We start from the raw sequence: 23727 nt of genomic DNA on the forward strand, positions 1-23727 counted from the left end.
CCACCTGACCCCATGCCGAACTCAGAAGTGAAACGCCGTAGCGCCGATGGTAGTGTGGGGTCTCCCCATGCGAGAGTAGGGAACTGCCAGGCATCAAATAAACAGACAAGCCTCATGCGAAAGCATGAGGCTTTTTTGTTATTTATTTTTCAATATTTTCACCAGCCCGAACATGATAATCAGGTATCCGAGGCTCTGTGTTGGCTCCTCTGCGGTATTTTTCAGGGCTTCGCTGTAGTGAATATGCTCAATTCCCTTCCAGACAAAGCGATTTCCAAACAATCTTGACCACACAAGTACCAGTATCAGGCCACAAATCAGATAATTATAATCACTAAAACGGTGCATTTCCTTCAGGTCTGCAAAGGCCTTCCCAATCCCGTTCCTCGTACCCTGCCACAGGTAATACAAAGAAACGGCTATCGCCAGCCACGACCAGTGAACGGCCCCGCTAAATAATTCACGGATATTTTCCCGGTTCTCGCGAATCAGCATGGCAGCAAAAAGGCCAGTAATCAGCAGTATTCCCCCTGACAGGTCTTTATTATTTCGCTTGATTTTGTACAGCAGAATAATATTAATGATTAGAAAAACAGAGTGGGATATAGCCGTTACAGAATGCTTATTCACTTCATTTTTTAATATATAATTATCAAACATTACAAGTACATATGGCACACACATCATAATTGCCAGCGCGAGGTATTCCTTTATTTTCTGCATATCCCTGAACACATTCTCTAATTAGAATTATGTAATCTAACAAATACAGGGTGAGTGGCCTTTATCTATTCTAGCTATCTTTGACCGATCCTGCGGTGACCACACCTTTTGCAGTTAATAGCCGATGTGAGATGAAAGATTTTCAACTATCCGATGAGTACTCGACATCAGCGCGGTAGCACGTTATCTTTAGCTGTCTGGATGTCTAAACGTATGAACGTATGTAGTGAGGAAGCAGGTTATGCCGATTAGGGTACCCGATGAATTACCCGCCGTGAATTTTCTGCGCAACGAGAACGTCTTTGTTATGACGTCCACGCGTGCCAGCACGCAGATGATCCGTCCGTTAAAAGTGCTGGTACTCAATCTGATGCCGAAAAAGATCGAAACAGAGAACCAGTTTCTGCGTCTGCTTTCTAACTCACCGCTACAGATCGATGTTCAGCTACTGCGCATCGACAGTCGTGAATCGCGTAATACGCCATCTGAACACCTGAATAACTTTTACTGTAATTTTGAAGACATTCAGAATGACAACTACGACGGACTGATTGTCACCGGTGCCCCGTTGGGGCTGGTCGACTTCTGTGATGTGGCTTACTGGCCGCAGATCCAGCAGGTGCTGCACTGGGCGAAAGAGCATGTCACCTCAACGCTGTTTGTCTGTTGGGCGGTTCAGGCCGCGTTAAACATTCTGTATGGCATCCCGAAGCAGACACGAGAAAACAAACTGTCAGGCGTCTTTGAGCACCAGATACTGCATCCGCATGCGCTGCTGACGCGTGGCTTTGACGACAGCTTCCTGGCGCCGCATTCCCGCTATGCTGATTTCCCGACCCAGTTACTGCGTGATTACACCGATCTGGAGATCTTTGCCGAATCGGAGCAGACGGGGGCCTACCTGTTTGCCAGCAAGGATAAGCGCCTGGCATTTGTCACCGGCCACCCGGAGTACGATGCGCTGACACTTTCCGGTGAATATCACCGTGACTATGACGCGGGTCTGCAGCCAGAAGTGCCGTTCAACTATTTCCCGCATGACAACCCTGAATTGCCACCGCGCGCCAGCTGGCGCAGTCACGGTAACCTGCTGTTCTCTAACTGGCTAAACTATTACGTCTACCAGATCACCCCATTCGATCTGCGTCATATGAACCCGACACTCGAATAATCCGTTCATCACGATCGTCAAAGGGTGGATCATTGATCCACCCTTTTGCATTTCTATGCCTGCCCCCTGCATCGCTTAATCCTGCCACCCGATCCTCCTCCTCACATATGATGAAAACAGCTTCCTTTAAAAACAGAGTTTTATTCATATATAAATCAACATGTTGTTTTGTTAATTAAAATAAAATGGAAATAGTTTTTGATTTTAAAATTTAACTGATTATATTTTGATCCTGTAGGTTAAAGATTATCCAGTAGCAGAATGCCGGATCCCAGTGGATAAACCGGCGTCCCGACGACAGGAGAAAACAGATGACACAACAGGTAATCAGCAGCGAACTGGCTTTCCAGCGCGCTTTTGGTCAGGCAGAGCAGCAGATTCTCACCGAAAACGCCGTCGATTTCCTGGGCGAACTGGTGGCACGCTTTACGCCACGGCGCAATGCGCTACTGTCTGAACGTATCCAGATGCAGCGTTCAGTCGATAGCGGTGAACTCCCTGGATTTATTTCGGAAATGGATTCCATTAAAAACAAAGAGTGGAAGATTCGCGGGATTCCGGCCGATCTGCAAAACCGCCGGGTGGAGATCACCGGTCCGGTTGAACGCAAGATGGTGATCAACGCGCTTAACGCGAATGTGAACGTCTTTATGGCCGACTTTGAAGATTCGCTGGCACCGAGCTGGGATAAAGTGATCGCCGGGCAGATCAACCTGCGAGATGCGGTGAACGGCACCATCAGCTACCGCAACGAAGCCGGCAAGATCTATCAGCTCAACCCCGATCCTGCCGTTTTGATCTGTCGCGTACGCGGCCTGCATCTGCCGGAAAAGCACGTTACCTGGCGTGATGAACCGATCCCCGGCAGCCTGTTTGATTTCGCGCTCTACTTCTTTCACAACGTCGATGCTCTGCTGGCGAAAGGCAGCGGCCCCTATTTTTACCTGCCGAAAACTCAGTCGTATCAGGAAGCGGCCTGGTGGAGCGATGTTTTCAGCTACGCGGAAGATCGTTTCGATCTGCCACGCGGCACGATCAAAGCCACGCTGTTGATCGAAACGCTGCCCGCGGTCTTCCAGATGGACGAGATCCTCTGGCACCTGCGCGATCATATCGTCGGGCTGAACTGCGGACGCTGGGACTACATCTTCAGCTATATCAAAACGCTGAAAAACCACCCGGACCGCGTTCTGCCGGACCGTCAGTCGGTGACGATGGATCAGGGTTTCCTTGATGCTTACTCAAAGCTACTGATCAAGACCTGCCACCGGCGCGGGGCGTTCGCCATGGGCGGCATGGCGGCCTTTATCCCCAGTAAGGATGCTGAACGTAACCAGTGGGTGATGAACAAGGTGCAGGCCGACAAGCAGCGCGAGGCCGCCAATGGTCACGACGGTACCTGGATTGCACATCCTGGTCTGGCCGATACCGTGCTGGCGATTTTTGATCAGGCGCTGGGCGACCGTCCTAACCAGCTGCATGTCATGCGTGAGCAGGATATACCCACCACGGCTGAACAGCTGCTGGCCCCCTGTGCCGGAGAGCGTACAGAAGCCGGTATGCGCGGCAATATCCGGGTGGCGGTGCAGTATATCGAAGCCTGGATCAGCGGTAACGGCTGTGTACCGATCTACGGCCTGATGGAAGATGCTGCTACCGCCGAAATCTCGCGTACCTCCATCTGGCAGTGGATCCATCACCGTAAAACGCTGCAAAGCGGCGAGACCGTGACCGAAGCACTGTTCCGCCAGATGCTGGCTGAGGAGATGCAGGTCATCCGCAAGGAGCTTGGCGACATGCGCTTTAACAGCGGGCGCTTTGCTGAAGCGGCCGCTCTGATGGAACGTATTACCACCGAATCCGACCTGGTGGAGTTTCTGACTCTCCCCGGCTACCGCTTACTTCCCTGAACCCTGACAAGGAGCACCACTATGACTTCTCGTACCCAACAGATTCAGCAGACTGAACAATCCTGGCGCGATGCACGCTGGGACGGCATTACCCGCCCTTACAGCGCGGCGGAAGTAATTAAACTGCGCGGTTCGGTCAATCCGGTCTGTACCCTGGCCGAAAACGGCGCACGCAGGCTGTGGGAACTGCTCAACGGCGGAGCGAAGAAAGGTTACGTTAACAGCCTGGGTGCGCTGACCGGCGGGCAGGCGTTACAGCAGGCGAAAGCAGGAATTGAAGCGATCTACCTGTCCGGCTGGCAGGTGGCAGCCGATGCCAACCTCGCGGCCAGCATGTACCCGGACCAGTCGCTGTACCCGGCTAACTCCGTGCCTTCGGTGGTGGAGCGCATTAATAACACCTTCCAGCGCGCCGATCAGATCCAGTGGTCAGGTGAAATTGAACCGGGTGACCCGCGTCACGTTGACTATTTCCTGCCGATCGTTGCCGATGCGGAAGCCGGGTTTGGTGGCGTGCTCAACGCATTTGAGCTGATGAAGTCGATGATCCAGGCCGGAGCCGCCGGAGTACATTTTGAAGACCAGCTGGCCTCAGTGAAGAAGTGCGGCCATATGGGCGGTAAAGTGCTGGTCCCGACCCAGGAAGCGATACAGAAACTGGTCGCGGCGCGGCTGGCGGCGGATGTGATGGGGGTTGCGACGGTGCTGATAGCGCGCACCGATGCCGATGCGGCAGACCTGATTACCTCTGACTGCGATGAATACGACCGCGAATTTATCAGCGGTGAACGCACACCGGAAGGTTTCTATCGCACGCACGCCGGGGTAGAACAGGCGATCAGCCGCGGGCTGGCCTATGCGCCCTATGCCGACGTGATCTGGTGTGAAACCTCAAAGCCGGATCTGGAGCAGGCGCGACGCTTTGCCGACGCCATCCACGCGCGCTTCCCCGGCAAGCTGCTGGCGTACAACTGTTCGCCGTCGTTCAACTGGAAGAAGAATCTTGATGACAGCACCATCGCCCGCTTCCAGCAGGAACTGTCAGAGATGGGTTACAAATATCAGTTCATCACACTGGCGGGCATTCACAGCATGTGGTTCAACATGTTCGACCTGGCACAGGCCTATGCGCAGGGCGAGGGGATGCGTCATTACGTGGAGAAAGTGCAGGAGCCGGAGTTTTCCGCCATCAAACAGGGCTATACCTTCTCATCACACCAGCAGGAGGTCGGCACCGGCTACTTCGACCGCGTCACCACCATTATTCAGGGCGGTGCGTCATCGGTGACGGCATTAACCGGATCGACGGAAGAAGATCAGTTTTGACCCTCCGGGTCGGGCCTGCCCGACCCGTATTAACGGAAATACCCCGGAGGCAAACCATGTCCACGCTGGAAACTCTGATTGCCCGCACCATCCTGCAGGGATTTGACGCGCAGTATGGCCGCTTTCTTGAAGTTACCGCCGGGGCGCAGCAGCGCTTCGAACAGGCCGACTGGCTGGCGGTACAGCAGGCGATGAAAGCCCGTATTCACCTTTACGATCACCACGTCGGTCTGGTGGTGGAACAGCTGCGCTCCATCACCGCCTCACAGGCCGCTGACCGCGATTTCTTCCAGCGCGTAAAAGCGATCTACACCGATCTGCTGCCTGACTATCCGCGTTTCGAAATTGCCGAAAGCTTCTTTAACTCCGTCTACTGTCGGCTGTTCCGGCATCAGGCCCTGACGCCGGAACGCCTGTTCATTTTCAGCTCCCAGCCGGAACGGCGTTTTCGCAGCATCCCACGCCCGCTGGCGAAGGAGCTCAGCGCCTCAGCTGGCTGGCCGTCGCTGCTGAGCCGTCTGCTACACGACCTGCCGCTGCGCCTGCCGTGGCAGGATCTGCAGCGTGATATCGGTTTTATCATGGCGCACCTGCGCGAGCAGTTCAGTGAGGACACGCTGCAACAGGCGACATTACAGGCCGCTAACGAATTGTTTTACCGTAACAAAGCCGCCTGGCTGGTCGCCAAACTGTATACGCCATCCGGCGTCTGCGCTTTTCTGCTGCCGATCCACCGCAGCGAAGAGGGCGAGCTGTTTATCGATACCTGCCTGACCAGCAATCGCGAAGCGAGCATCGTGTTTGGCTTCGCCCGCTCCTACTTTATGGTCTACGCTCCGCTACCGGCGGCGCTGGTCGAGTGGCTGCGTGAGATCCTGCCAGGCAAAACTACCGCTGAGCTGTATATGGCGATTGGCTGCCAGAAACACGGTAAGACCGAAAGCTACCGCGAATACCTCAACTATATGACCGCCACCCGCGAGCAGTTTGTTATCGCGCCTGGCGTACCCGGTCTGGTGATGCTGGTGTTTACCCTGCCGGGTTTTGATCGGGTGTTTAAAGTCATCAAAGACCGCTTCGCCCCGCAGAAAGAGGTGACGCCCGAACGCGTGCGCCAGTGCTACCAGCTGGTGAAAGAGCATGACCGCGTCGGGAGAATGGCCGACACCCAGGAATTTGAAAACTTCGCGATAGAAAAGGATCGACTCAGCCCGGAGCTGCTGACTCTGTTGCAGCGTGAGGTGCCGGAAAAGTTGCACGACCAGGACGGACAGCTGGTGATCAGCCACCTGTATATGGAGCGCCGTATGGTCCCGCTCAATATGTGGCTGGAACAGGCCAGCCCACAGCAGCGGCGGGAAGCGATAGAAGAGTACGGTAACGCGGTGAAGCAGCTGGCAGCGGCCAACATTTTTCCCGGCGATATGCTGTATAAAAACTTCGGCGTTACCCGCCACGGGCGGGTGGTGTTCTATGACTACGATGAGATCAGCTACATGACCGAGGTGAACTTCCGCGACATTCCGCCGCCGCGCTACCCGGAAGATGAGCTGAGCCATGAGCCCTGGTACAGCGTGTCGCCGGACGATGTGTTCCCGGAGGAGTTCCGTCACTACCTGTGTGCCGACCCGGCGATCGCCACGCTGTTTGATGAGATGCACGCTGAACTGTTCCGCGCCGCATTCTGGCGCGAGCTACAGCAGCGCATTCGCCACGGGCACATTGAAGATGTCTTTGCCTATCGTCGACGCCAGCGCTTTTGCCAGCGCTATCCCGTTCAACTCTGCGCCGGGCAGATTGGTCGCCCGAATCACTTACCGGTGTAAGCCCATCGGAACTAATGAGCCTCGTCCCTGAGGCTCAGCCTGCGAACCGGTTCCCGACTGATTTGCCACTCCCTTGCTGCCCTGATGATTTGGGTATAAATGGCGTCAGCGCCCGCCGCCGTATTCACGCGTAATCTCTTTGGCGGCCTTGATCGCCATCGCGCCGACTTCGGTCACGCGGTCATCGGTGATGCGCGAGATGGGGCCGGAAATGGAGATAGCCGCAAACGGCTCGTGGTGTTCATCATAGATGCAGGCGGCAACGCAGCGCAGTCCCAGCGCGTGTTCTTCATCGTCAAACGAATATCCGGTCTTCCGCACCAGCGCGAGGTTATCTTTCAGACTCTGCGGCGACATCAGTGTTTTCGGCGTGTAGTAGTGCAGCCCTTTGCGGTGCAGCAGTTCGGTTACCTGCTTATCACTCAGATTGGCCAGAAACGCCTTGCCCGCCCCGGAAGCGTGCATCGGCAGCTTGCCGCCGATCGGTGCCGACATGCGCATCAGCTGAGTACACTGCACCTGATCAATAATCACCGCCTGATGATCGCTCAGGTCCAGCACTGCCAGGTTCACCGTCTCACCCGACTCTTCCATCAGCGAGCGTAAAATCGGGTGCACCAGCGCCAGCAGGTTACGGCTTTGCAGGAAGCTGCTGCCGACGACAAACGCGTGTGCGCCAATCGTCCACAGGCCTAAATCCCCGACCTGACGCACAAACCCCTGCTGTTGCATCGTGGTCAGCAGGCGATGAGTGGTGGAGTTCGGCAGGCCTGCCTGCTGTGCCAGCTCGGTCAGCGCCACGTTACCGTGGGACTCGGCAATGAACTCCAGCAGCTTCAGACCACGGGTCAGCGACTGTACCTGACCCGCCGGTGCCGCAGTCGATGCAGCAGCGGCACGGGGTTTCTTGCCGCGTTTAGCCGGGACGGGGGTAGCCATAACGGAATCCTTAATTTTTCACCATGTGGAAATCATTTTCGTTTTATTGCGTCATATTGCAACGACAGCCTGACTGGTCGGATGAGGTGCCCGCCAGCTGAACATGTCTCATCGGGCATCGCTGTCACCCGCGCAAAAGTTGTGCCAGTATGAGGTGCTGGCAGTGGTGCCTGAGTGAGATGGTGAAGGGGAAGAGTGGTGAGTAACCGGATTGAAGCGCTGCATCAGCAGTTGAAAAAACGCATTATGCTGCTGGATGGCGGCATGGGAACCATGATCCAGAGCTACAAACTGGAAGAAGAGGATTTTCGCGGTACGCGTTTTGCCGACTGGCCGAGCGATCTGAAGGGCAATAACGATCTGCTGGTGCTGACCCGGCCCGACATCATTAACGAGATCCATAACGGCTACCTCGCAGCGGGCGCTGACATTCTCGAAACCAATACCTTTAACTCCACCACTATTGCCATGGCCGACTATCAGATGGAATCGCTGTCGGCAGAGATCAACTACGTCGCGGCTAAGCTGGCGCGCGCCTGTGCCGACGAATGGACGGCGCGCACGCCGGAACGCCCGCGCTATGTCGCCGGTGTGTTAGGGCCCACTAACCGTACCTGCTCGATTTCCCCTGATGTGAACGATCCCGCCTTCCGTAACGTCACCTTCAGTCAGCTGGTGGAAGCCTACCGCGAATCAACGCGTGCGCTGGTGGAAGGGGGGGCCGATATCATCATGATCGAAACGGTGTTCGATACGCTGAACGCCAAAGCCGCCGTCTTTGCCGTTAAAGAAGAGTTTGAAGCGCTGGGAATTGAGCTGCCGCTGATGATCTCCGGCACCATTACCGATGCCTCTGGCCGCACGCTGTCCGGCCAGACGACGGAAGCCTTCTATAACTCGCTGCGTCATGCCGAACCGCTCTCTTTTGGTCTGAACTGCGCGCTCGGCCCGGACGAACTGCGTCAGTACGTGGCGGAGCTGGCACGCATTGCCGAAGGCTATGTGACTGCGCACCCGAACGCCGGGCTGCCCAACGCCTTTGGGGAATACGATCTGGATGCGCAGATCATGGCGGAACAGATCGGAGAGTGGGCGCAGGCCGGTTTTCTTAACATCGTCGGCGGCTGCTGCGGCACCACGCCAGAACATATTGCGGCGATGGCCAGAGCCATCGACGGGGTTGCTCCGCGCCAGCTGCCGGAACTGCCGGTAGCCTGCCGTCTGTCGGGGCTGGAGCCGCTGACCATCAGTGCGGAAAGCCTGTTTGTTAACGTTGGTGAGCGCACCAACGTGACCGGGTCGGCAAAATTTAAGCGTCTGATCAAAGAAGAAAAGTATCACGAAGCGCTGGAAGTGGCACTGCAGCAGGTGCAGAGCGGCGCCCAGATTATTGATATCAACATGGATGAGGGGATGCTGGACGCCGAAGCGGCAATGGTGCGCTTCCTCAACCTGATTGCCGGGGAGCCGGATATCGCGCGCGTGCCGATTATGATCGACTCCTCCAAATGGGACGTCATCGAAAAAGGCTTACAGTGCATCCAGGGCAAAGGGATTGTGAACTCGATCTCGATGAAAGAGGGCGAGGAGCAGTTTCTGCGTCATGCCCGCCTGGTGCGGCGCTACGGCGCAGCGATGGTGGTGATGGCCTTCGATGAAGTCGGCCAGGCCGATACCCGTGCGCGCAAAATCGAAATCTGCCGCCGAGCCTACAAACTGCTGACGGAAGAGGTGGGCTTCCCACCGGAAGATATTATCTTCGACCCGAATATCTTCGCGGTCGCCACCGGCATCGAAGAGCATAACAACTACGCGATGGACTTCATCGGTGCCTGTGAAGACATCAAGCGCGAGCTGCCGCACGCGATGATTTCCGGCGGTGTCTCGAATGTCTCGTTCTCCTTCCGCGGTAATGACCCGGTACGCGAGGCGATCCACGCCGTATTTCTTTATCACGCCATCCGCAACGGTATGGATATGGGCATCGTTAACGCCGGGCAGCTGGCGATTTATGACGACCTGGCGGCCGATCTGCGCGAAGCGGTGGAGGACGTGATCCAGAACCGTCGTGACGACGGCACCGAGCGTCTGCTGGAACTGGCGGAAAAATATCGCGGCAGCAAAGCGGACGATGACAGCACCAAACCGCAGGCGGAGTGGCGCAGCTGGGAAGTGGCAAAGCGCCTGGAATATTCGCTGGTGAAAGGTATTACCGAGTTTATCGAAGAAGATACCGAAGCGGCGCGCCTGCTGGCAGCCCGCCCGATTGAAGTGATCGAGGGGCCACTGATGGCCGGTATGAACGTGGTCGGTGACCTGTTCGGCGAGGGTAAAATGTTCCTGCCGCAGGTGGTGAAATCGGCCCGCGTGATGAAGCAGGCGGTGGCCTGGCTGGAACCCTACATCGAAGCCAGCAAAGAGAAGGGCAGCACCAACGGAAAAATCGTGCTGGCGACGGTAAAGGGCGACGTACACGACATCGGCAAGAATATCGTCGGCGTGGTGCTGCAGTGTAATAACTACGAAATTATCGATCTCGGCGTGATGGTGCCGGGCGAGAAAATCCTCAAAACTGCCCGCGAGCACAATGCCGACATTATCGGGCTGTCCGGGCTGATCACCCCGTCGCTGGACGAGATGGTCAACGTGGCGAAAGAGATGGAGCGCCAGGGCTTTACCCTGCCATTGCTGATCGGCGGGGCGACCACCTCGAAAGCGCACACGGCGGTGAAAATCGAACAGAACTACAGCGGCCCAACGGTGTACGTGCAGAACGCCTCGCGCACCGTCGGCGTGGTGTCGGCACTGCTGTCGGCCACCCAGCGCGATGAATTTGTCGCCCGCACGCGCAAAGAGTACGACACCGTGCGTATTCAGCACGCGCGTAAAAAGCCGCGTACACCGCCGGTCAGTTTGCAGGTGGCCCGCGACAACGACCTGGCCTTTGACTGGGAAAGCTACACGCCACCGGTAGCTCACAGGCTGGGTGTAAGCGAAGTGAGCGCTAACATCGAAACGCTACGTCATTACATCGACTGGACGCCGTTCTTTATGACCTGGTCGCTGGCGGGCAAATATCCGCGCATTCTGCAAGATGAAGTGGTAGGTGAAGAGGCGAAGCGCCTGTTTGCCGATGCCAACGCCATGCTCGACCAGCTGAGCCGCGACGGGGCGCTCAATCCGCGCGGCGTAGTGGGGATATTTCCGGCTAACCGTGTGGGGGACGACATTGAGATCTATACAGATGAATCGCGCTCACATATTTTGCAAGTGAGTCATCACTTACGTCAGCAGACAGAAAAGACGGGCTTTGCTAACTACTGCCTTGCCGATTTTGTCGCGCCGAAGTCCAGTGGTAAAGCCGACTACCTCGGGGCATTTGCCGTCACCGGCGGGCTGGAGGAGGACGCGCTGGCGGAAGCCTGGGACGCTAAGCATGACGACTACAACAAGATTATGGTGAAGGCGCTGGCGGACCGCCTGGCGGAAGGCTTTGCCGAATATCTGCACGAGCGGGTGCGTAAGGTGATCTGGGGCTTCGCCGCCACTGAAAATCTCAGCAACGAAGAGCTGATCCGCGAGAACTATCAGGGCATTCGCCCGGCACCGGGCTACCCGGCCTGCCCGGAGCACACCGAGAAAGCCACCATCTGGCAGTTGCTCGACGTGGAAACCCACACCGGTATGCAGCTCACCGAGTCATTCGCCATGTGGCCGGGGGCGGCGGTGTCCGGCTGGATCTTCAGCCATCCGGACAGCAAATACTTCGCCGTCGCCCAGCTGCAGCGCGACCAGATTGAAGACTACGCCAGACGCAAAGGCATGCCGGTCAGCGAAGTCGAACGCTGGTTAGCCCCGAACCTGGGGTATGATGCGGACTAGGGGTAACGCGGGGCGACCGGAAAAAAAGGTCGCCCCCTACAGGTCCCTCAGGAACTGCCCGCCATGCTGCGCTAATTCCGTGCCCCTTACCGATTTTGCCTATCCCGTAGGGATTGACCTTCTTTTTCGGTCAACCCGCCATAAGGATGCGGCTCAGGTATTTCGGTCGTATTTAATTCAACCCTTCCAGCCTTAATTTCGCTATTACCACAACCACTAAAGCTATTTCTTAAATCCAGTGCCAGGCTGCGAGCTGAAGCCATTAAGACCGACACTCTGCCAGGCTAGCAGCCTGCTCCACTTCCACCGCAATATATAATGCGTCATAGCGCCAGTATTCGCAGTCGCAGTCGATAATCCTGTCGTGCTGGTCGCGGTTAACGCGGGTGATAAACAGCGCCGGGCTGCCGGCAGCGACTTTCAGCGCCGGGGCGGCGAAGGCTGGCAGCGGGGCGGGCAGCATGGTGAAGCCGACGCGGCCATAGGATATCCCGTACTGTTCCTGATAGAGCTGGGTCAGCGAGCGCGTCAGGTCGAAGCTCAGCAGCTGCGGAAAATAGCGCGGGTTCAGATAGTGCTCAACGTACAGCACCGCCCGGCCATCAATGCGCCGCAGGCGACGAATGCGCACCACCTCTTCCCCTTCCTGCATCGCTAACCGCGCTGCGATAGTCGCGCTGACCATCATCGTCTGCGCATCCAGCACTTCAGTGGCCGCAATGCGGCCCTGGCGCTCGGCCATGGCGTGAAAGTGGCTGCGCAGCAGCGGATCGTAAGCCAGGCGCGGCGGCGCGATAAACCAGCCGCGACGCATCTCACGATAGATCATCCCTTCGGCTTCCAGCTGCCCCAGTGCCTCACGCAGCGTAATGCGCGTGGTTGCGAACTGCTCGCTCAGCACCCGCTCGGCGGGCAGACGCCCGCTGGTGGGATAGTCGCCCTGACGAATTCTCGCTGCCAGCGCACGGCTGATAACATCCACCGTTAATGATTTCATAAAAAATAAGCCTCAAATTGGTGCGAAGCTGCACAACAATCGCACGAACTGAGCGCGCAAACCTGAAGCTGATGCTAACAGAGATGCTGGACTAGTCCACAGCCCATAAGCCCTGTCATAAAAGATTCATCCTGCCAGGCTAGATTGGCTCGCATCTTGCTGGACTAGTCCAGAAGGCTACCCCTCTCATCATTCGGAGCATCAACCATGAAATCTTTGTTCGCATCCGTATTAGCCAGCGCTATCGTGCTGTCGTTACCGGCCAGCAGCTGGGCCGCCGATACTGCCGCGCTGGAAAAAGCCGCCAGGGCGGAAGGGCAGGTCAACAGCGTGGGTATGCCTGACAGCTGGGCTAACTGGAAAGGAACCTGGGAGGATATCAGCAGCAAATACGGCATTAAACACAGCGATACCGATATGTCATCCGCACAGGAAATTGCCAAATTTGCCGCCGAGAAGAATAACGCCAGCGCCGATATCGGCGATGTCGGTGCCGCCTTCGGACCGATTGCCGTGCAGAAAGGCGTCACGCAGCCGTACAAACCCACCACCTGGGACCAGATCCCGGACTGGGCAAAAGACAAAGACGGTCACTGGGCGCTGGCCTATACCGGCACCATCGCCTTCATCATCAATAAAGACCAGGTGAAAGATATCCCGCACAGCTGGGCCGATCTGAAGAAAGGGAAATACGTCGTGACCATCGGTGACGTTGGCATTGCGGCGCAGGCCGCCAACGGCGTACTGGCCGCCAGCTACGCGATGGGCGGCAACGAGAAAAACCTGAAACCGGCGCTGGAATTCTTCAGCGAGCTGGCGAAAGAGGGGCGCCTTGGCGTGACCGACCCGGTGATTGCCAATATCGAGAAGGGCGAAATCCAGGTGGCCGTAGTGTGGGACTTTAACGGTCTGAACTACCGCGACCAGATTGACCCGAAACGCTTTGAAGTGGTGATCCCGTCAGATGGTTCTATCACCTCCGGCTACACCACTATTATCAACAAATATGCGAAACACCCGAACGCCGCGAAACTGGCACGTGAATATATCTTCTCCGATGCCGGCCAGATTAACCTGGCACGCGGCTACGCCCGCCCAATCCGCGCCGAACATCTGACGCTGCCCGCCGACGTACAGGCCAAACTGCTGCCTGCTTCTGAGTACAAAAGCGCGCATCCGATTGCCGATACCGCCGCGTGGGATAAAGCCGCTAAGCAGCTGCCGCGACTGTGGCAGGAAAACGTCATCATCAACATGAAGCAATAAGGCTGAGCGATGAAAACGATTCTGGTCGTGCTGGACGGTCTGAACTTTCAGGTGGCACAACACGCGATGGGCTATTTGCAGGCGGAGTGCGCTCAGGGCCACGGGCAGCGCTACCAGATGACCTGCGAGCTGCCGTCGCTCTCGCGCCCGCTGTATGAATGCATCCTCACCGGCATCACGCCGGTGAACAGCGGTATTATTCACAACGGCGTCAGCCGCCTCAGCAACCAGCGCAGCGTGTTCCACTATGCGCGGGCAGCGGGGCTGACCACGGCGGCGGCGGCCTATCACTGGGTGAGCGAGCTGTACAACCGCACGCCGTTTGACGCGCCGCGTGACCGTCATACCTACGCGCCCGAACTGCCAATTCAGTTCGGGCATTTCTACTCTGATGATGGCTACCCTGACTCGCATCTGTTTGAAGATGCCGAAAGCCTGCGGCTGCGCCATCAGCCGGATTTCTTGCTGATCCACCCGATGAATATCGACGATGCCGGGCATAAGCACGGTTTCTCTGCGCCACAGTACCGCAACCGGGCGCGCATGGCCGACGGCTATCTGTCGCACTGGATGCCGGGCTGGCTACAGCAGGGCGACCAGGTAATTGTCACCGCCGACCACGGCATGAACGACGATCGCAGCCACGGCGGCATTCTGCCGGAAGAGACTCAGGTGCCGCTGTTTGTCTTCGGCAGCGCCTTCTCCCTGAATGCGGACGCGGCCCCGCTGCAAACCGAACTGTGCGGCACGATTTGCCAGATCCTCGGCGTGGAGCACGACAAACCCTACTGTGCCGCATTGCTGGAACCCGCGCTATGAAAGGAAAATGGCTCGCGCTGCTGTGTCTGCTGCCGTTTGCGCTGTTCTTTATCGCCTTTCAGATTGCCCCGCTGGTGTGGATCGCCATCAACAGTTTTTACAGCGATATTAACGAAGCCTGGGGATGGGCGAACTACACGGATATCCTCACCTCGCCGTTTTACCAGCAGGCGATCCGCTTCTCGCTCACTATCTCGTTCTGGTCGAGCGTATTCGGCCTGCTGATTTCGCTGGTCGGCGGCTATTCGCTGCACCAGCTCGGCGGTGGCAGGCTGCACCGCTTCCTGATGTCGTTTACCAATATGACCAGCAACTTTGCCGGGGTACCGCTGGCGTTCGCCTTCGTTATCCTGCTCGGGCTGAACGGCTGCCTGACGCTGCTGATGCGCAAATACGACATCATGCAGAGCTTTAACCTCTACTCCAGCAGCGGGCTGATTGTGGTCTACACCTGGTTTCAGATCCCGCTGGGTATCCTGCTGCTCTACCCGGCTTTCGACAGCCTGAAAAAGGACTGGCAGGAATCGGCGGCGCTGCTCGGTGCCAGCCGCCTTCGCTACTGGTGGCACATTGGCCTGCCGATCCTGACGCCCGCGCTGGTGGGCACCTTTGTCATTCTGCTGGCGAACGCCCTCGGCGCTTACGCTACCATTTACGCGCTGACCACCGGCAACTTTAACGTCATCCCGGTGCGTATCGCCGCACTGGTCTCCGGCGATATCTCGCTTGACCCGAACCTCGGCAGCGCGCTGGCCATGCTGCTGGTGGTGCTGATGTCGCTGATTACCATCATTCACCAGTGGCTGGTACGTAAGAGCTACCAGAACGCCAGGCAGGGGAGCTGACGATGTCGCGTACTGAATTTATTTATCACCGGGTGATTGTCTGGCTGGTGTTTGCCATTCTTGCCCTGCCGCTGCTGGCGACGCTGCTGTATGCGCTGGCGAGCAGCTGGGGAGCAACCATCCTGCCCGACGGCTTTACCTTTAAATGGCTACTCCAGCTGTGGAGTGACCCGCGCTTCCTGACAGCGCTGTGGCATTCATTGCTGATTTGCTTTGGTTCGCTGGTGTTCTCGCTTGTGCTGGTGCTGCCTGCCATGTTTGTGATTGCTTACTATTTTCCGAGGCTCGACGCGGTGATGAACATCCTGATCCTGCTGCCGTTCGCCATTCCGCCGGTGGTTTCCTCGGTCGGGCTTTTGCAGCTCTACTCTGCGCCGCCGCTGATGCTGACCGGTACGCCGTGGATCCTGCTGGGCTGCTACTTCACCATTGCGCTGCCGTTTATCTATCGCGCCATCGCCAACAATATGCAGGCGATCAACCTGCGTGAGTTGATCGACGCCGCGCATCTGCTGGGCGCCAGCACCTGGCAGGCGGCGCTGCTGGTGGTACTGCCCAACCTGCGCAAGGGCGCGACCATTGCGGTACTGCTTTCGTTCTCCTTCCTGATCGGTGAGTTTGTATTCGCTAACCTGCTGGTCGGCACCAGCTTTGAGACGTTGCAGGTTTATCTCTATAACGTGCGCAACAGCAGCGGCCACTTCAGCAGCGCGCTGGTGATCTCCTACTTCTTTGTTGTCCTGCTGGTGACCTGGCTGGCGAATACCCTGAACCGTGAAAGAGGCTGAGCATGACTTACTTAACCGTCACCCAACTGAATAAAAGCTACGGCCCGACGTCGATCTTTCAGGATATTGAGTTCAGCGCCAGCGAGGGGGAATTCGTCACGCTGCTGGGGCCGAGCGGCTGCGGGAAATCGACGCTGCTGCGCTGCCTGGCCGGACTGACGTCTGTCGACAGCGGGCAGATCGTGTTGCAGGGGCAGGATATCGTGCCGCTCACGCCGCAGCAGCGCACCATCGGCATGGTGTTCCAGAGCTATGCGCTGTTTCCGAATATGACGGTGGAGCGCAACGTGGCGTTCGGCCTCAAGATGCAGAAGCTGGGCGGCAGCGAGCTCCAGCGCCGGGTGGCGGAAGCGCTGGAGTTGGTAGAGCTTAATGACTATGCGAAACGCTATCCGCATCAGCTTTCCGGCGGGCAGTGTCAGCGTGTGGCGCTGGCGCGATCGCTGGTGACCCGGCCGCGCCTGCTGCTGCTGGATGAGCCGCTGTCGGCGCTGGACGCGCGCATTCGCCGCCATCTGCGTGACCAGATCCGCCGCATCCAGAAAGAGCTGAACCTCACCACCCTGTTTGTCACCCACGACCAGGAAGAGGCGCTGACGCTCTCAGATCGCATCGTGCTGATGAATAAAGGGAAAATCGTGCAAAACGGTAACGCCGAGTCGCTGTATACCCAGCCGGTTAACCTGTTTGCTGCCGGATTTATCGGTAACTATAATCTGCTGACGCCGGAGCAGGCCACGCGTCTCACCGGGCTTGGCTTCACCACGCAGGTGGCGATTCGCCCGGAGTCCGTGATGCTCTGCGCGCCGGAGCAGGGCATCACGGCGGAAATCCTCAGCCACAGCCTGCTCGGTAACGTCATTCGCTACCGGGTAAAGGCGCGTGACGTTGAGCTGATGGTCGATGTGCTCAACCGTTCGGTGGCGGATCTGCACCCGGCGGGTTTCACCGTCGGGTTACAGCTGGATAAGCAGACGCTGTGCGAAGTGGCTTAGTTATAACTGACGGTAAAACTGGCGCGGGCATTGGCGCTACCGGGTTGAGGGTGGTCGTTGGTTTTGACATAGCGCGCACGAAAATTGAGCGTCATATTTCCCGGTTTTATCGTGCCGGCAGACGTCTCTTTTCCTAAAGGAAACGGCGTGATACCGTTTTCCTTAAGAATTTGTATGCCCACTCCTTTTGCCTCCGAACGGCTGTCAAGGCCCAGTATGCCGTTGTCGATATCGACAATGGTAGAACCGCCTGTGGCATCAAAGCGGACTTTAGCAACATTGTTACTGCCTGAACGGGTATGACAATCGACAAGAGGAATAGCGAAATTTTTCATTTCGCCGCCTGTCGCCGCAGCAGATTTCAGGTTCTGGCGGGAAACAGTCCCCATAGGGACTCCAATCGCAGACTCTTTATTTGCAACAGCGCACTGATCAAGCTGCACAAGCTGTCGAAAGCTGGCGACATAATTATTGTTATGTGAATCGGTGAGAATGGATTGCCCGGTAAAGGTATTTTGACCTTGTGGTACAGGACCCGTTTTCACCAGCATGACGGCAAAGGTGACTCCTCCGGCAGATATTGCGTCAACAGCAAGGGTATTCGATAAGGGGAAAAATGCGGAATTATCCATCAGCGTCGTATCTTTAAGGCTGATAATCATTCCGATACCGGGAATATTGGTAGAGAATTCTTTTCCTGCCGCTTTTGGATACCCCACTGGATTAATACCACTAACGAAATTACCGGCTGAAGAATAACGTGTCGTCAGGGTAGTATTCGCGGCGCAGGTCATTCCCAGAAGCGAACCTAAATTTTCCGCTCTGAATCTGAATTCCGGCACAATGATACTGCCTGCTGTTGACGATGGCGAAATATTGACGAGACCACCGTCATAGCTGGCGTCTACATCACGCAGGACGTACGCGTAACCTAAGAAACCTTTATAATACCAGCCACAACCTTGCGCCGGATGTACCATTGCACACGAAGTTCGTATAGTGAGCAGAAGCAGGATGACTGACAGGATTGTTTTCAACTCTATTATCCTTCTCATTATATTTAGACTATTTATAAGGCATCGATAAGTGGCCGCGACATTCCTGCGGTAACCCTGTGATGGTATTTCAGGTCTGAGTTATCATTTATAGCTGACAGTAAAGTTCGCTCTGGCATTCGCGCTACCGGGCTGTGGCGTATTGTTCGTTTTTACATAGCGAGTGAGGAATTTTAGCCGTGTATTGCCCGGATTTATCTGCCCGGCTGGCGTGGCTAAGCCGAGTGGCAGCGGGGTGACGCCATCTTCTTTCAGTATTTGAATGCCCACTCCCTTTGCCCCGGAACTGCTATCCAGACCCAGAACACCGCCGGGGCCGTCGACAATCGCCGAGCCACCAATGCCATTAAAGTGTATTTCTGCGATATTACTGCTGGTGCTGCCAGTAACACAGTTGGTGAGGGGGATGGAAAAAGTGGCCATCTCTCCACCTGCTGTAGTGGGCGATTTCAGTCTCATCGCAGGCACACTGCCCATGGGGACCTCTATGGGAACGCCCTTAGCGGCTACTGAACAACTGTCTGCAAACACATTAATATAAAACGTCACCGTCTCGAACACCGTCCCACTGGTTGACAGTGTTGCCATGCCCAATACGGTATGCATTCCAGGTGGTATATCACCGGTTTTTACCAGGATAACGGCAAATATAGTGCTTTTAGTGTAATCTTTATTCGCGCCAACATAAGAGATGGGGAAGAATTCATTATTTCCACCCCACTTTTCACCTTTTGTTTTCATTATCATGCCGATGCCGGGAGTATTAGTTTTGTAAACTTTTCCAGTCGCTTCGGGATATCCCTGCGGGGTAACCTGGTTTTCATCTAACGTAGACAAAAATTTACCCTCAACGATGGCTGAACTCCCACATCCCAATCCTGAATAGCCTTTTTGGTCACCCTGATTACTCTGTGTTTCAGTCGTAATAATCGCCCCAATCTTTGCTGAGCGTGGAGTGATGCTGGTTCCCCAGGAGCGTGTAGAGACAATGTTATCTACGGTGTAGTTTTTTCCTGTCCAACTTTTCGTGTACCAGTAACATTTATCTGCGGGTAACGGGATGGCAAAACTTTGCGCGCTGATAAGCAGTAGCGCAAAGACGAAAATACTATTTTTAATCTTAAACATGGACATTACCTGTTAACGACAGATTGCCGTGGTCATACTTAACCCATCTTCCTGGGGTAATCCATTTGCCACCACATCAGCGCTACACTGCTGATCGGGTTGGTTTCCCCAGCTCACATGAACCGACATCTGTCCGGCTTCTTTCTGTAAATTTATGAGTGCCTGACCCGCCTGGCCGACCAGCGTCAGCTCTTTGCCTGAGGCATCGCTGACCATCGCGCCAAACGGAAGATAACCGCCGTTCTGAAGCCTGAACTGCACCAGCAGACGCAGATTTTTACTGGCTTTATAATGGATTGCCACCACGGCACCCTGGCGCGGATAAACCTGCTGTACCCGGCCATCGATGTCGACACTGTTGCTGACGTTGCGCACGTCCAGCAGAACGCGATTAGCGCGGTAAGGCCGCAGATAGGGCACCAGCGCGTAGCCACGGCTGTTGGTGACGGCGGTCGGCGCATTCTGCAGAGAGACGCCGGGTGTCTTATCGACATCGATCAGGCCAACGGTATCCCCCAGCCGCTGGCTCAGCTCCACGCCACCGCCGTGGGCCAGAAGTGAGCCGGAGACGCCAAAGTTCTCAGCGTGATAACGATCGCTGGCAGAGACGCCACCGTTCAGCTGACCCCATGGCGACAGATACCCCGCCGAGGCCGCATAGTCAGTGCTGTTGCCCTGCGACTGGTTGCGGACGTTAAGATTATAATTAAACTGACTTTTCTCTCCTGCCGTGCCGTTCAGCCCAAGGCTTTCAGTATAGCGGTGGCCCTGAGTCTGATTTATCGTGCTGCTCACCGAGGTGCTGCCGAAGGGCATCGACAGCATCAGTGAGATATCGGTATTCCGGTCTTTACCGTAGCGGCCATATTCTGTGTTGCGGTTAGCGTAGACGCCCAGGTTAAGCCAGCCGATCGCGGTGTTATAGCCGAGCTGCCACTGGCGCGTTTTCCGTGCGCTGTGCCACCAGGTCTGCTGGTTGGCGGTCAGGTAGAGTGAGCCTGAACTGCCGATATTCTGGGTCAGGGTGACTTCGATGCGGTTACGCCGGCTTTCCGGGGTGTCGTTAAATTGACTGATATAGCTGCGCTCACTCACGGCCTCCGAGAAGGTGCGATAGCCTTCAGTGGAATAACGGTAGCCGGCAAAACGCAGATTAGTTCCGCTGTTAAAGGCTTTACCGTAGCGTACGCTGTAACTCTGGCCGGATTCCTGGCGCTGACGGTAGTGCGTTTTTGAATGAGAAACATCCAGCGCCATCGCTCCCAGGCTTCCCAGGCTTTTACCCACTCCCAGTACGCCAGTCTGATACATGTCACTCAGGGTAAGCCCGGTCGACAGCGTAAAATCATGTGACAGGCCCAGAGCACCGGACGCCTGCATGAAGTGAGGACGCACTGACGAGGACGACAAAGACGGTTTATATTCCCCCGCGGCCACGCTATACCGCCAGGTGCCCCGACGCAGCAGGTTACCCAGTGTTGCAAATGGCTGGGTGAACCGGCGCACGGTGCCGTCGGCTTCCGTAATGGTGACGTCGAGATCGCCATTACCTGAAGCCGTATTCAAATCGCGAATCTCAAACGGACCAGGCGGTACCCAGGTGGTATACAGCGAATAGCCGTGTTGGCTGATTTCAACTTTAGCCTGAGTATTAGCGACGCCACGGATCACCGGGGAATAGCCCTGAAGTGAGTCGGGCAGCATTTGAACGACGGAACCCGCCTGGACACCGCGAAACGGCACACTGTCCAGCACATCCCCGCCGGTAAACAGATCGCCCACTTGCAGGTTGCCCATGGTGCCGGGCAGGTCCTTCTCAACGTAAGTGTTGTAGCTTTGCCAGCGGTTTCCCTTCTGCCAGGAACCTGAAGAGCGTAAGCGGAAACCATATAGATTTAAGCCACCATCCAGATAGACATTGGTTGAGTGAGTCGCTGTATGGTCGTGCGAGGTTCGCGAGCCGGAGACATTGTAGTTAAGCAGCAGTGCAGTGATGCCATCATCCCATTTTTCCGGGTCGATATAGCCCTGTGCTGACTGGTCTAAATTCTCCTGCGGGATCAGAATGTGTACCGACAGCTTTTTGCTGTCAAAATACACCGTCGATTGCTCAATGGCTTCACTGACGTCCACGCATTCGGTTGCAGGATCGATCTTCAGTTGGTCTTTGCGCACCCCTGCATTAAGCAGCAGGCTCACCGGGACGCAGGGCACGAGTTTGTCACCCTTTAGCGTAAAATCGAGGCTGTTCTGGCCGAAGTCCTGACTGTTAATCAATACTGAGACCGGATAGCTGCCCGGCAGCAGGTTCTTTTCTTTGAGAATGGTGTTGATATCGATATGACTGCCGCTGAGGGTGGGGGGCAGATTCATAAAGTCCTGATCGAACCCGCTATCATCTTCAGCAGCAGCGGCTTTTGCACCCACGGCAAGACAGACGGCAAGCGTCAGTAAAGAGTAACGACAGGTAGGCAGCATCATCACCGTTATTCCTCTGTTTACTGCACGAGGACATTGGGGTGCGGTGTAATCCCGCCATAATCATTGATCACAGAGAAGCTGACGCTGCCCTGCTGACTGACAGATTTCGCCGGTAACCTATAATCGTGATGGCTGAAGGGGGCGAGCATTTCAGCGTCTTTCACGTTGAGCGTCTGACCTGCAGACACAAAATTAATATCTGAAAATGAGATATTCCACGGGGTATCGTTGGTGGCTCGCAGCCAGGCTTTCCCACCCCGGTCGATACGCTGCCAGCTCAATTTTTCAATCGCGTCTTCAGGCTTTCCCTGAAGGCCTTTTGGCCGATAAAACAGTTTGATACGCGAGCGAATAGCAATGGTCAGCTTGTTGATGCCCTGACTTTTTTTCATCGATGGAATTTCTTGCGCATTAAAATAGAACACCGATTCGCGGTCTGTCGGCAGCGTGTTATCCGGTAGTGTAATAATTTTTATAATCTGATCTTCAGAAGGATTGAGACGGAAAAGCGCAGGCGTGGCGATGAACGGCACCTGCTCGTCGCTGCGATCGCTGGATCCATTCACCCAGACCTGTACGGCATAATTATCGTTGCTGACATTGCTCAGCGTGCTGGCTGCACTTTTATCACTGGCGTTATAAATAATACGGGTTTTATTAATCATCACCCCGGCAGAGGCCGTGGATGAGCCGAAAGCAGCTATCGCCAAAATGATGGCGCATCGGGTTAAATATGCGTGAGTAAACATCCAGTTTTCCGGTTTTGTTCTGGAACGAATTTTTAAGTTATGGAATCTAACTTGATGAAGGGAATGAATAATGCCTGAGCAGCGTTTTCAGGCATTACTGTTTGGCTGTTATTTATAATTAATAACGAAGCCCGCTTTAGCATCCGCTCTACCCGGTGTAGCAACGCCGAGTGAGATATAGTCAGCGGTAAAGGTCAGGGGTTTCGTCAGGTCGTAGTCAATCTCAGAGTCAGTACCCATTGGAACAACGGCATTGTTCTGGTCAATAATGCGGATGGCAACCTGGTCAGCACCACCGGCTTTCACGGCAAGGTATTGATTTTTATCGCCTGCCGTTCCGCTCATCGGCAGGAAACGTACGGTACCGGTTTTACCGGTCAGATCGCATTTTCCGCCATTTGTATCGGAGTCCTGAATTTGCAGCGTGAAGGTGGCACCACCGGCGCTGTCGTTGGCTTTTGCCAGGCTACTCGCCTGCACTGAGCCCAGGTCAATGGTGGTATTCGCATTGCCATCATTGACGGCGACTGAACAGGTATTGTCATTGATACTACCAATGAAATCGATGGTGCCATCAATCGCCATTGCCTGCATAGAAAACAGGCCAGAGGCAACGAGTACTGAAATTAATGTGAGTTTCATGGTGATCCTTCCCATATTATTTTAAGTGAGTTTTTGTTGCTTAAGGTATTTAAATGTTTCTTAAGACGCTTTCGTGGGCAGGATTCTAAATTAACTGGAATGTAATGGGAATGGTTAAATTTATTAAGCATTTCAATTTCTGATTTTATATCGAAGTAAGTTTTATTTTCTATTTTCTTATCGCA

At 55.5% G+C, this 23727-nt stretch carries 18 protein-coding genes and 1 rRNA gene; 11 read left to right on the plus strand and 8 right to left on the minus strand.

From position 1 onward, the window contains the following. Positions 1 to 92 (plus strand): 5S ribosomal RNA (gene rrf / locus ABEH87_RS20810); the annotation flags it as partial. A 46-nt stretch (positions 93 to 138) separates the two neighbouring features. Here the strand turns inward: rrf and ABEH87_RS20815 are convergent. Further along, complete coding sequence (locus ABEH87_RS20815) at positions 139 to 723, minus strand: hypothetical protein (protein ID WP_346579215.1); 585 nt, start codon at positions 721 to 723, stop codon at positions 139 to 141. Positions 724 to 964: 241 nt separating this feature from the next. On the opposite strand from ABEH87_RS20815, the gene metA reads away from it, so the two are divergent. From metA to aceK, 4 genes are all read left to right on the plus strand, one after another. Then, positions 965 to 1894 carry a homoserine O-succinyltransferase gene (metA, locus tag ABEH87_RS20820; RefSeq protein WP_346579217.1) on the plus strand — a complete coding sequence of 310 codons (930 nt, stop codon included), beginning with the start codon at positions 965 to 967 and terminating at the stop codon, positions 1892 to 1894. A 311-nt stretch (positions 1895 to 2205) separates the two neighbouring features. Next, positions 2206 to 3804: a malate synthase A gene (gene aceB / locus ABEH87_RS20825; RefSeq protein WP_346579219.1), complete on the plus strand. Its 1599-nt coding sequence runs from the start codon at positions 2206 to 2208 to the stop codon at positions 3802 to 3804. A gap of 21 nt (positions 3805 to 3825) precedes the next feature. Further along, positions 3826 to 5130, plus strand: a complete 1305-nt coding sequence (aceA, locus tag ABEH87_RS20830) for an isocitrate lyase (RefSeq protein WP_346579220.1) — start codon at positions 3826 to 3828, stop codon at positions 5128 to 5130. Between the two features lie 56 nt (positions 5131 to 5186). Next, positions 5187 to 6956, plus strand: a complete 1770-nt coding sequence (aceK, locus tag ABEH87_RS20835) for a bifunctional isocitrate dehydrogenase kinase/phosphatase (protein ID WP_346579221.1) — start codon at positions 5187 to 5189, stop codon at positions 6954 to 6956. A gap of 105 nt (positions 6957 to 7061) precedes the next feature. Here the strand turns inward: aceK and iclR are convergent, their stop codons facing one another. After that, entirely contained in the window at positions 7062 to 7895 is an 834-nt protein-coding gene (gene iclR, locus ABEH87_RS20840; protein WP_346579223.1) for a glyoxylate bypass operon transcriptional repressor IclR, read from the minus strand. 198 nt (positions 7896 to 8093) lie between these two features. Between iclR and metH the strand changes: the two genes are divergently transcribed. Then, the gene (metH, locus tag ABEH87_RS20845) at positions 8094 to 11777 is read left to right on the plus strand and encodes a methionine synthase (RefSeq protein ID WP_346579225.1); all 3684 of its coding nucleotides are present in this window, start codon (positions 8094 to 8096) and stop codon (positions 11775 to 11777) included. Positions 11778 to 12039: 262 nt separating this feature from the next. Here metH and ABEH87_RS20850 read toward each other — a convergent pair whose 3' ends face one another. Continuing rightward, positions 12040 to 12774 carry a UTRA domain-containing protein gene (locus ABEH87_RS20850; protein WP_346579227.1) on the minus strand — a complete coding sequence of 245 codons (735 nt, stop codon included), beginning with the start codon at positions 12772 to 12774 and terminating at the stop codon, positions 12040 to 12042. Positions 12775 to 12981: 207 nt separating this feature from the next. On the opposite strand from ABEH87_RS20850, the gene ABEH87_RS20855 reads away from it, so the two are divergent. From ABEH87_RS20855 to ABEH87_RS20875, 5 genes are read left to right on the plus strand one after another with little or no spacing between them, the layout of a single operon-like run. After that, the gene (locus ABEH87_RS20855; RefSeq protein WP_346579228.1) at positions 12982 to 14040 is read left to right on the plus strand and encodes an ABC transporter substrate-binding protein; all 1059 of its coding nucleotides are present in this window, start codon (positions 12982 to 12984) and stop codon (positions 14038 to 14040) included. Between the two features lie 9 nt (positions 14041 to 14049). Further along, positions 14050 to 14859, plus strand: coding sequence for an alkaline phosphatase family protein (locus tag ABEH87_RS20860; RefSeq protein WP_346579230.1), 810 nt, complete (start codon positions 14050 to 14052; stop codon positions 14857 to 14859). Further along, entirely contained in the window at positions 14856 to 15704 is an 849-nt protein-coding gene (locus ABEH87_RS20865) for an ABC transporter permease subunit (protein ID WP_346579232.1), read from the plus strand. Before ABEH87_RS20860 ends, ABEH87_RS20865 begins: the two co-directional genes overlap by 4 nt. Before the next feature lie 2 nt (positions 15705 to 15706). Then, positions 15707 to 16492 carry an ABC transporter permease gene (locus ABEH87_RS20870; protein ID WP_346579234.1) on the plus strand — a complete coding sequence of 262 codons (786 nt, stop codon included), beginning with the start codon at positions 15707 to 15709 and terminating at the stop codon, positions 16490 to 16492. Between the two features lie 2 nt (positions 16493 to 16494). Then, positions 16495 to 17487, plus strand: coding sequence for an ABC transporter ATP-binding protein (locus ABEH87_RS20875; RefSeq protein WP_346579236.1), 993 nt, complete (start codon positions 16495 to 16497; stop codon positions 17485 to 17487). Here the strand turns inward: ABEH87_RS20875 and ABEH87_RS20880 are convergent. The 5 genes from ABEH87_RS20880 to ABEH87_RS20900 form a co-directional block, all read right to left on the minus strand. After that, a complete protein-coding gene (locus ABEH87_RS20880) occupies positions 17484 to 18524 on the minus strand; it encodes a fimbrial protein (RefSeq protein WP_346579238.1) in 1041 nt (346 codons plus the stop codon). The genes ABEH87_RS20875 and ABEH87_RS20880 overlap by 4 nt on opposite strands. Before the next feature lie 102 nt (positions 18525 to 18626). Then, positions 18627 to 19670 carry a fimbrial protein gene (locus tag ABEH87_RS20885; RefSeq protein ID WP_346579239.1) on the minus strand — a complete coding sequence of 348 codons (1044 nt, stop codon included), beginning with the start codon at positions 19668 to 19670 and terminating at the stop codon, positions 18627 to 18629. Positions 19671 to 19682: 12 nt separating this feature from the next. Next, a complete protein-coding gene (locus ABEH87_RS20890) occupies positions 19683 to 22151 on the minus strand; it encodes a fimbria/pilus outer membrane usher protein (RefSeq protein ID WP_346579240.1) in 2469 nt (822 codons plus the stop codon). Positions 22152 to 22168: 17 nt separating this feature from the next. Beyond that, positions 22169 to 22900, minus strand: a complete 732-nt coding sequence (locus ABEH87_RS20895; protein ID WP_346579242.1) for a molecular chaperone — start codon at positions 22898 to 22900, stop codon at positions 22169 to 22171. 108 nt (positions 22901 to 23008) lie between these two features. Beyond that, positions 23009 to 23542 carry a fimbrial protein gene (locus tag ABEH87_RS20900; RefSeq protein ID WP_346579244.1) on the minus strand — a complete coding sequence of 178 codons (534 nt, stop codon included), beginning with the start codon at positions 23540 to 23542 and terminating at the stop codon, positions 23009 to 23011. Positions 23543 to 23727 lie beyond the last annotated feature (185 nt).

The sequence above is a fragment of the Erwinia sp. Eh17-17 genome (assembly GCF_039675725.1).
Taxonomy (GTDB): domain Bacteria; phylum Pseudomonadota; class Gammaproteobacteria; order Enterobacterales; family Enterobacteriaceae; genus Erwinia.

Bases quoted from the DNA above. Each gene is read 5' to 3' on its own strand.
- aceK (WP_346579221.1), top strand. From the start codon at position 5,187: ATGTCCACGCTGGAAACTCTGATTGCCCGCACCATCCTGCAGGGATTT.
- ABEH87_RS20815 (WP_346579215.1), bottom strand. From the start codon at position 723: ATGCAGAAAATAAAGGAATACCTCGCGCTGGCAATTATGATGTGTGTG.
- ABEH87_RS20870 (WP_346579234.1), top strand. From the start codon at position 15,707: ATGTCGCGTACTGAATTTATTTATCACCGGGTGATTGTCTGGCTGGTG.
- ABEH87_RS20875 (WP_346579236.1), top strand. From the start codon at position 16,495: ATGACTTACTTAACCGTCACCCAACTGAATAAAAGCTACGGCCCGACG.
- ABEH87_RS20855 (WP_346579228.1), top strand. From the start codon at position 12,982: ATGAAATCTTTGTTCGCATCCGTATTAGCCAGCGCTATCGTGCTGTCG.
- ABEH87_RS20885 (WP_346579239.1), bottom strand. From the start codon at position 19,670: ATGTTTAAGATTAAAAATAGTATTTTCGTCTTTGCGCTACTGCTTATC.
- ABEH87_RS20865 (WP_346579232.1), top strand. From the start codon at position 14,856: ATGAAAGGAAAATGGCTCGCGCTGCTGTGTCTGCTGCCGTTTGCGCTG.
- ABEH87_RS20890 (WP_346579240.1), bottom strand. From the start codon at position 22,151: ATGATGCTGCCTACCTGTCGTTACTCTTTACTGACGCTTGCCGTCTGT.
- ABEH87_RS20860 (WP_346579230.1), top strand. From the start codon at position 14,050: ATGAAAACGATTCTGGTCGTGCTGGACGGTCTGAACTTTCAGGTGGCA.
- aceB (WP_346579219.1), top strand. From the start codon at position 2,206: ATGACACAACAGGTAATCAGCAGCGAACTGGCTTTCCAGCGCGCTTTT.
- metA (WP_346579217.1), top strand. From the start codon at position 965: ATGCCGATTAGGGTACCCGATGAATTACCCGCCGTGAATTTTCTGCGC.
- ABEH87_RS20850 (WP_346579227.1), bottom strand. From the start codon at position 12,774: ATGAAATCATTAACGGTGGATGTTATCAGCCGTGCGCTGGCAGCGAGA.
- ABEH87_RS20900 (WP_346579244.1), bottom strand. From the start codon at position 23,542: ATGAAACTCACATTAATTTCAGTACTCGTTGCCTCTGGCCTGTTTTCT.
- aceA (WP_346579220.1), top strand. From the start codon at position 3,826: ATGACTTCTCGTACCCAACAGATTCAGCAGACTGAACAATCCTGGCGC.
- ABEH87_RS20895 (WP_346579242.1), bottom strand. From the start codon at position 22,900: ATGTTTACTCACGCATATTTAACCCGATGCGCCATCATTTTGGCGATA.
- iclR (WP_346579223.1), bottom strand. From the start codon at position 7,895: ATGGCTACCCCCGTCCCGGCTAAACGCGGCAAGAAACCCCGTGCCGCT.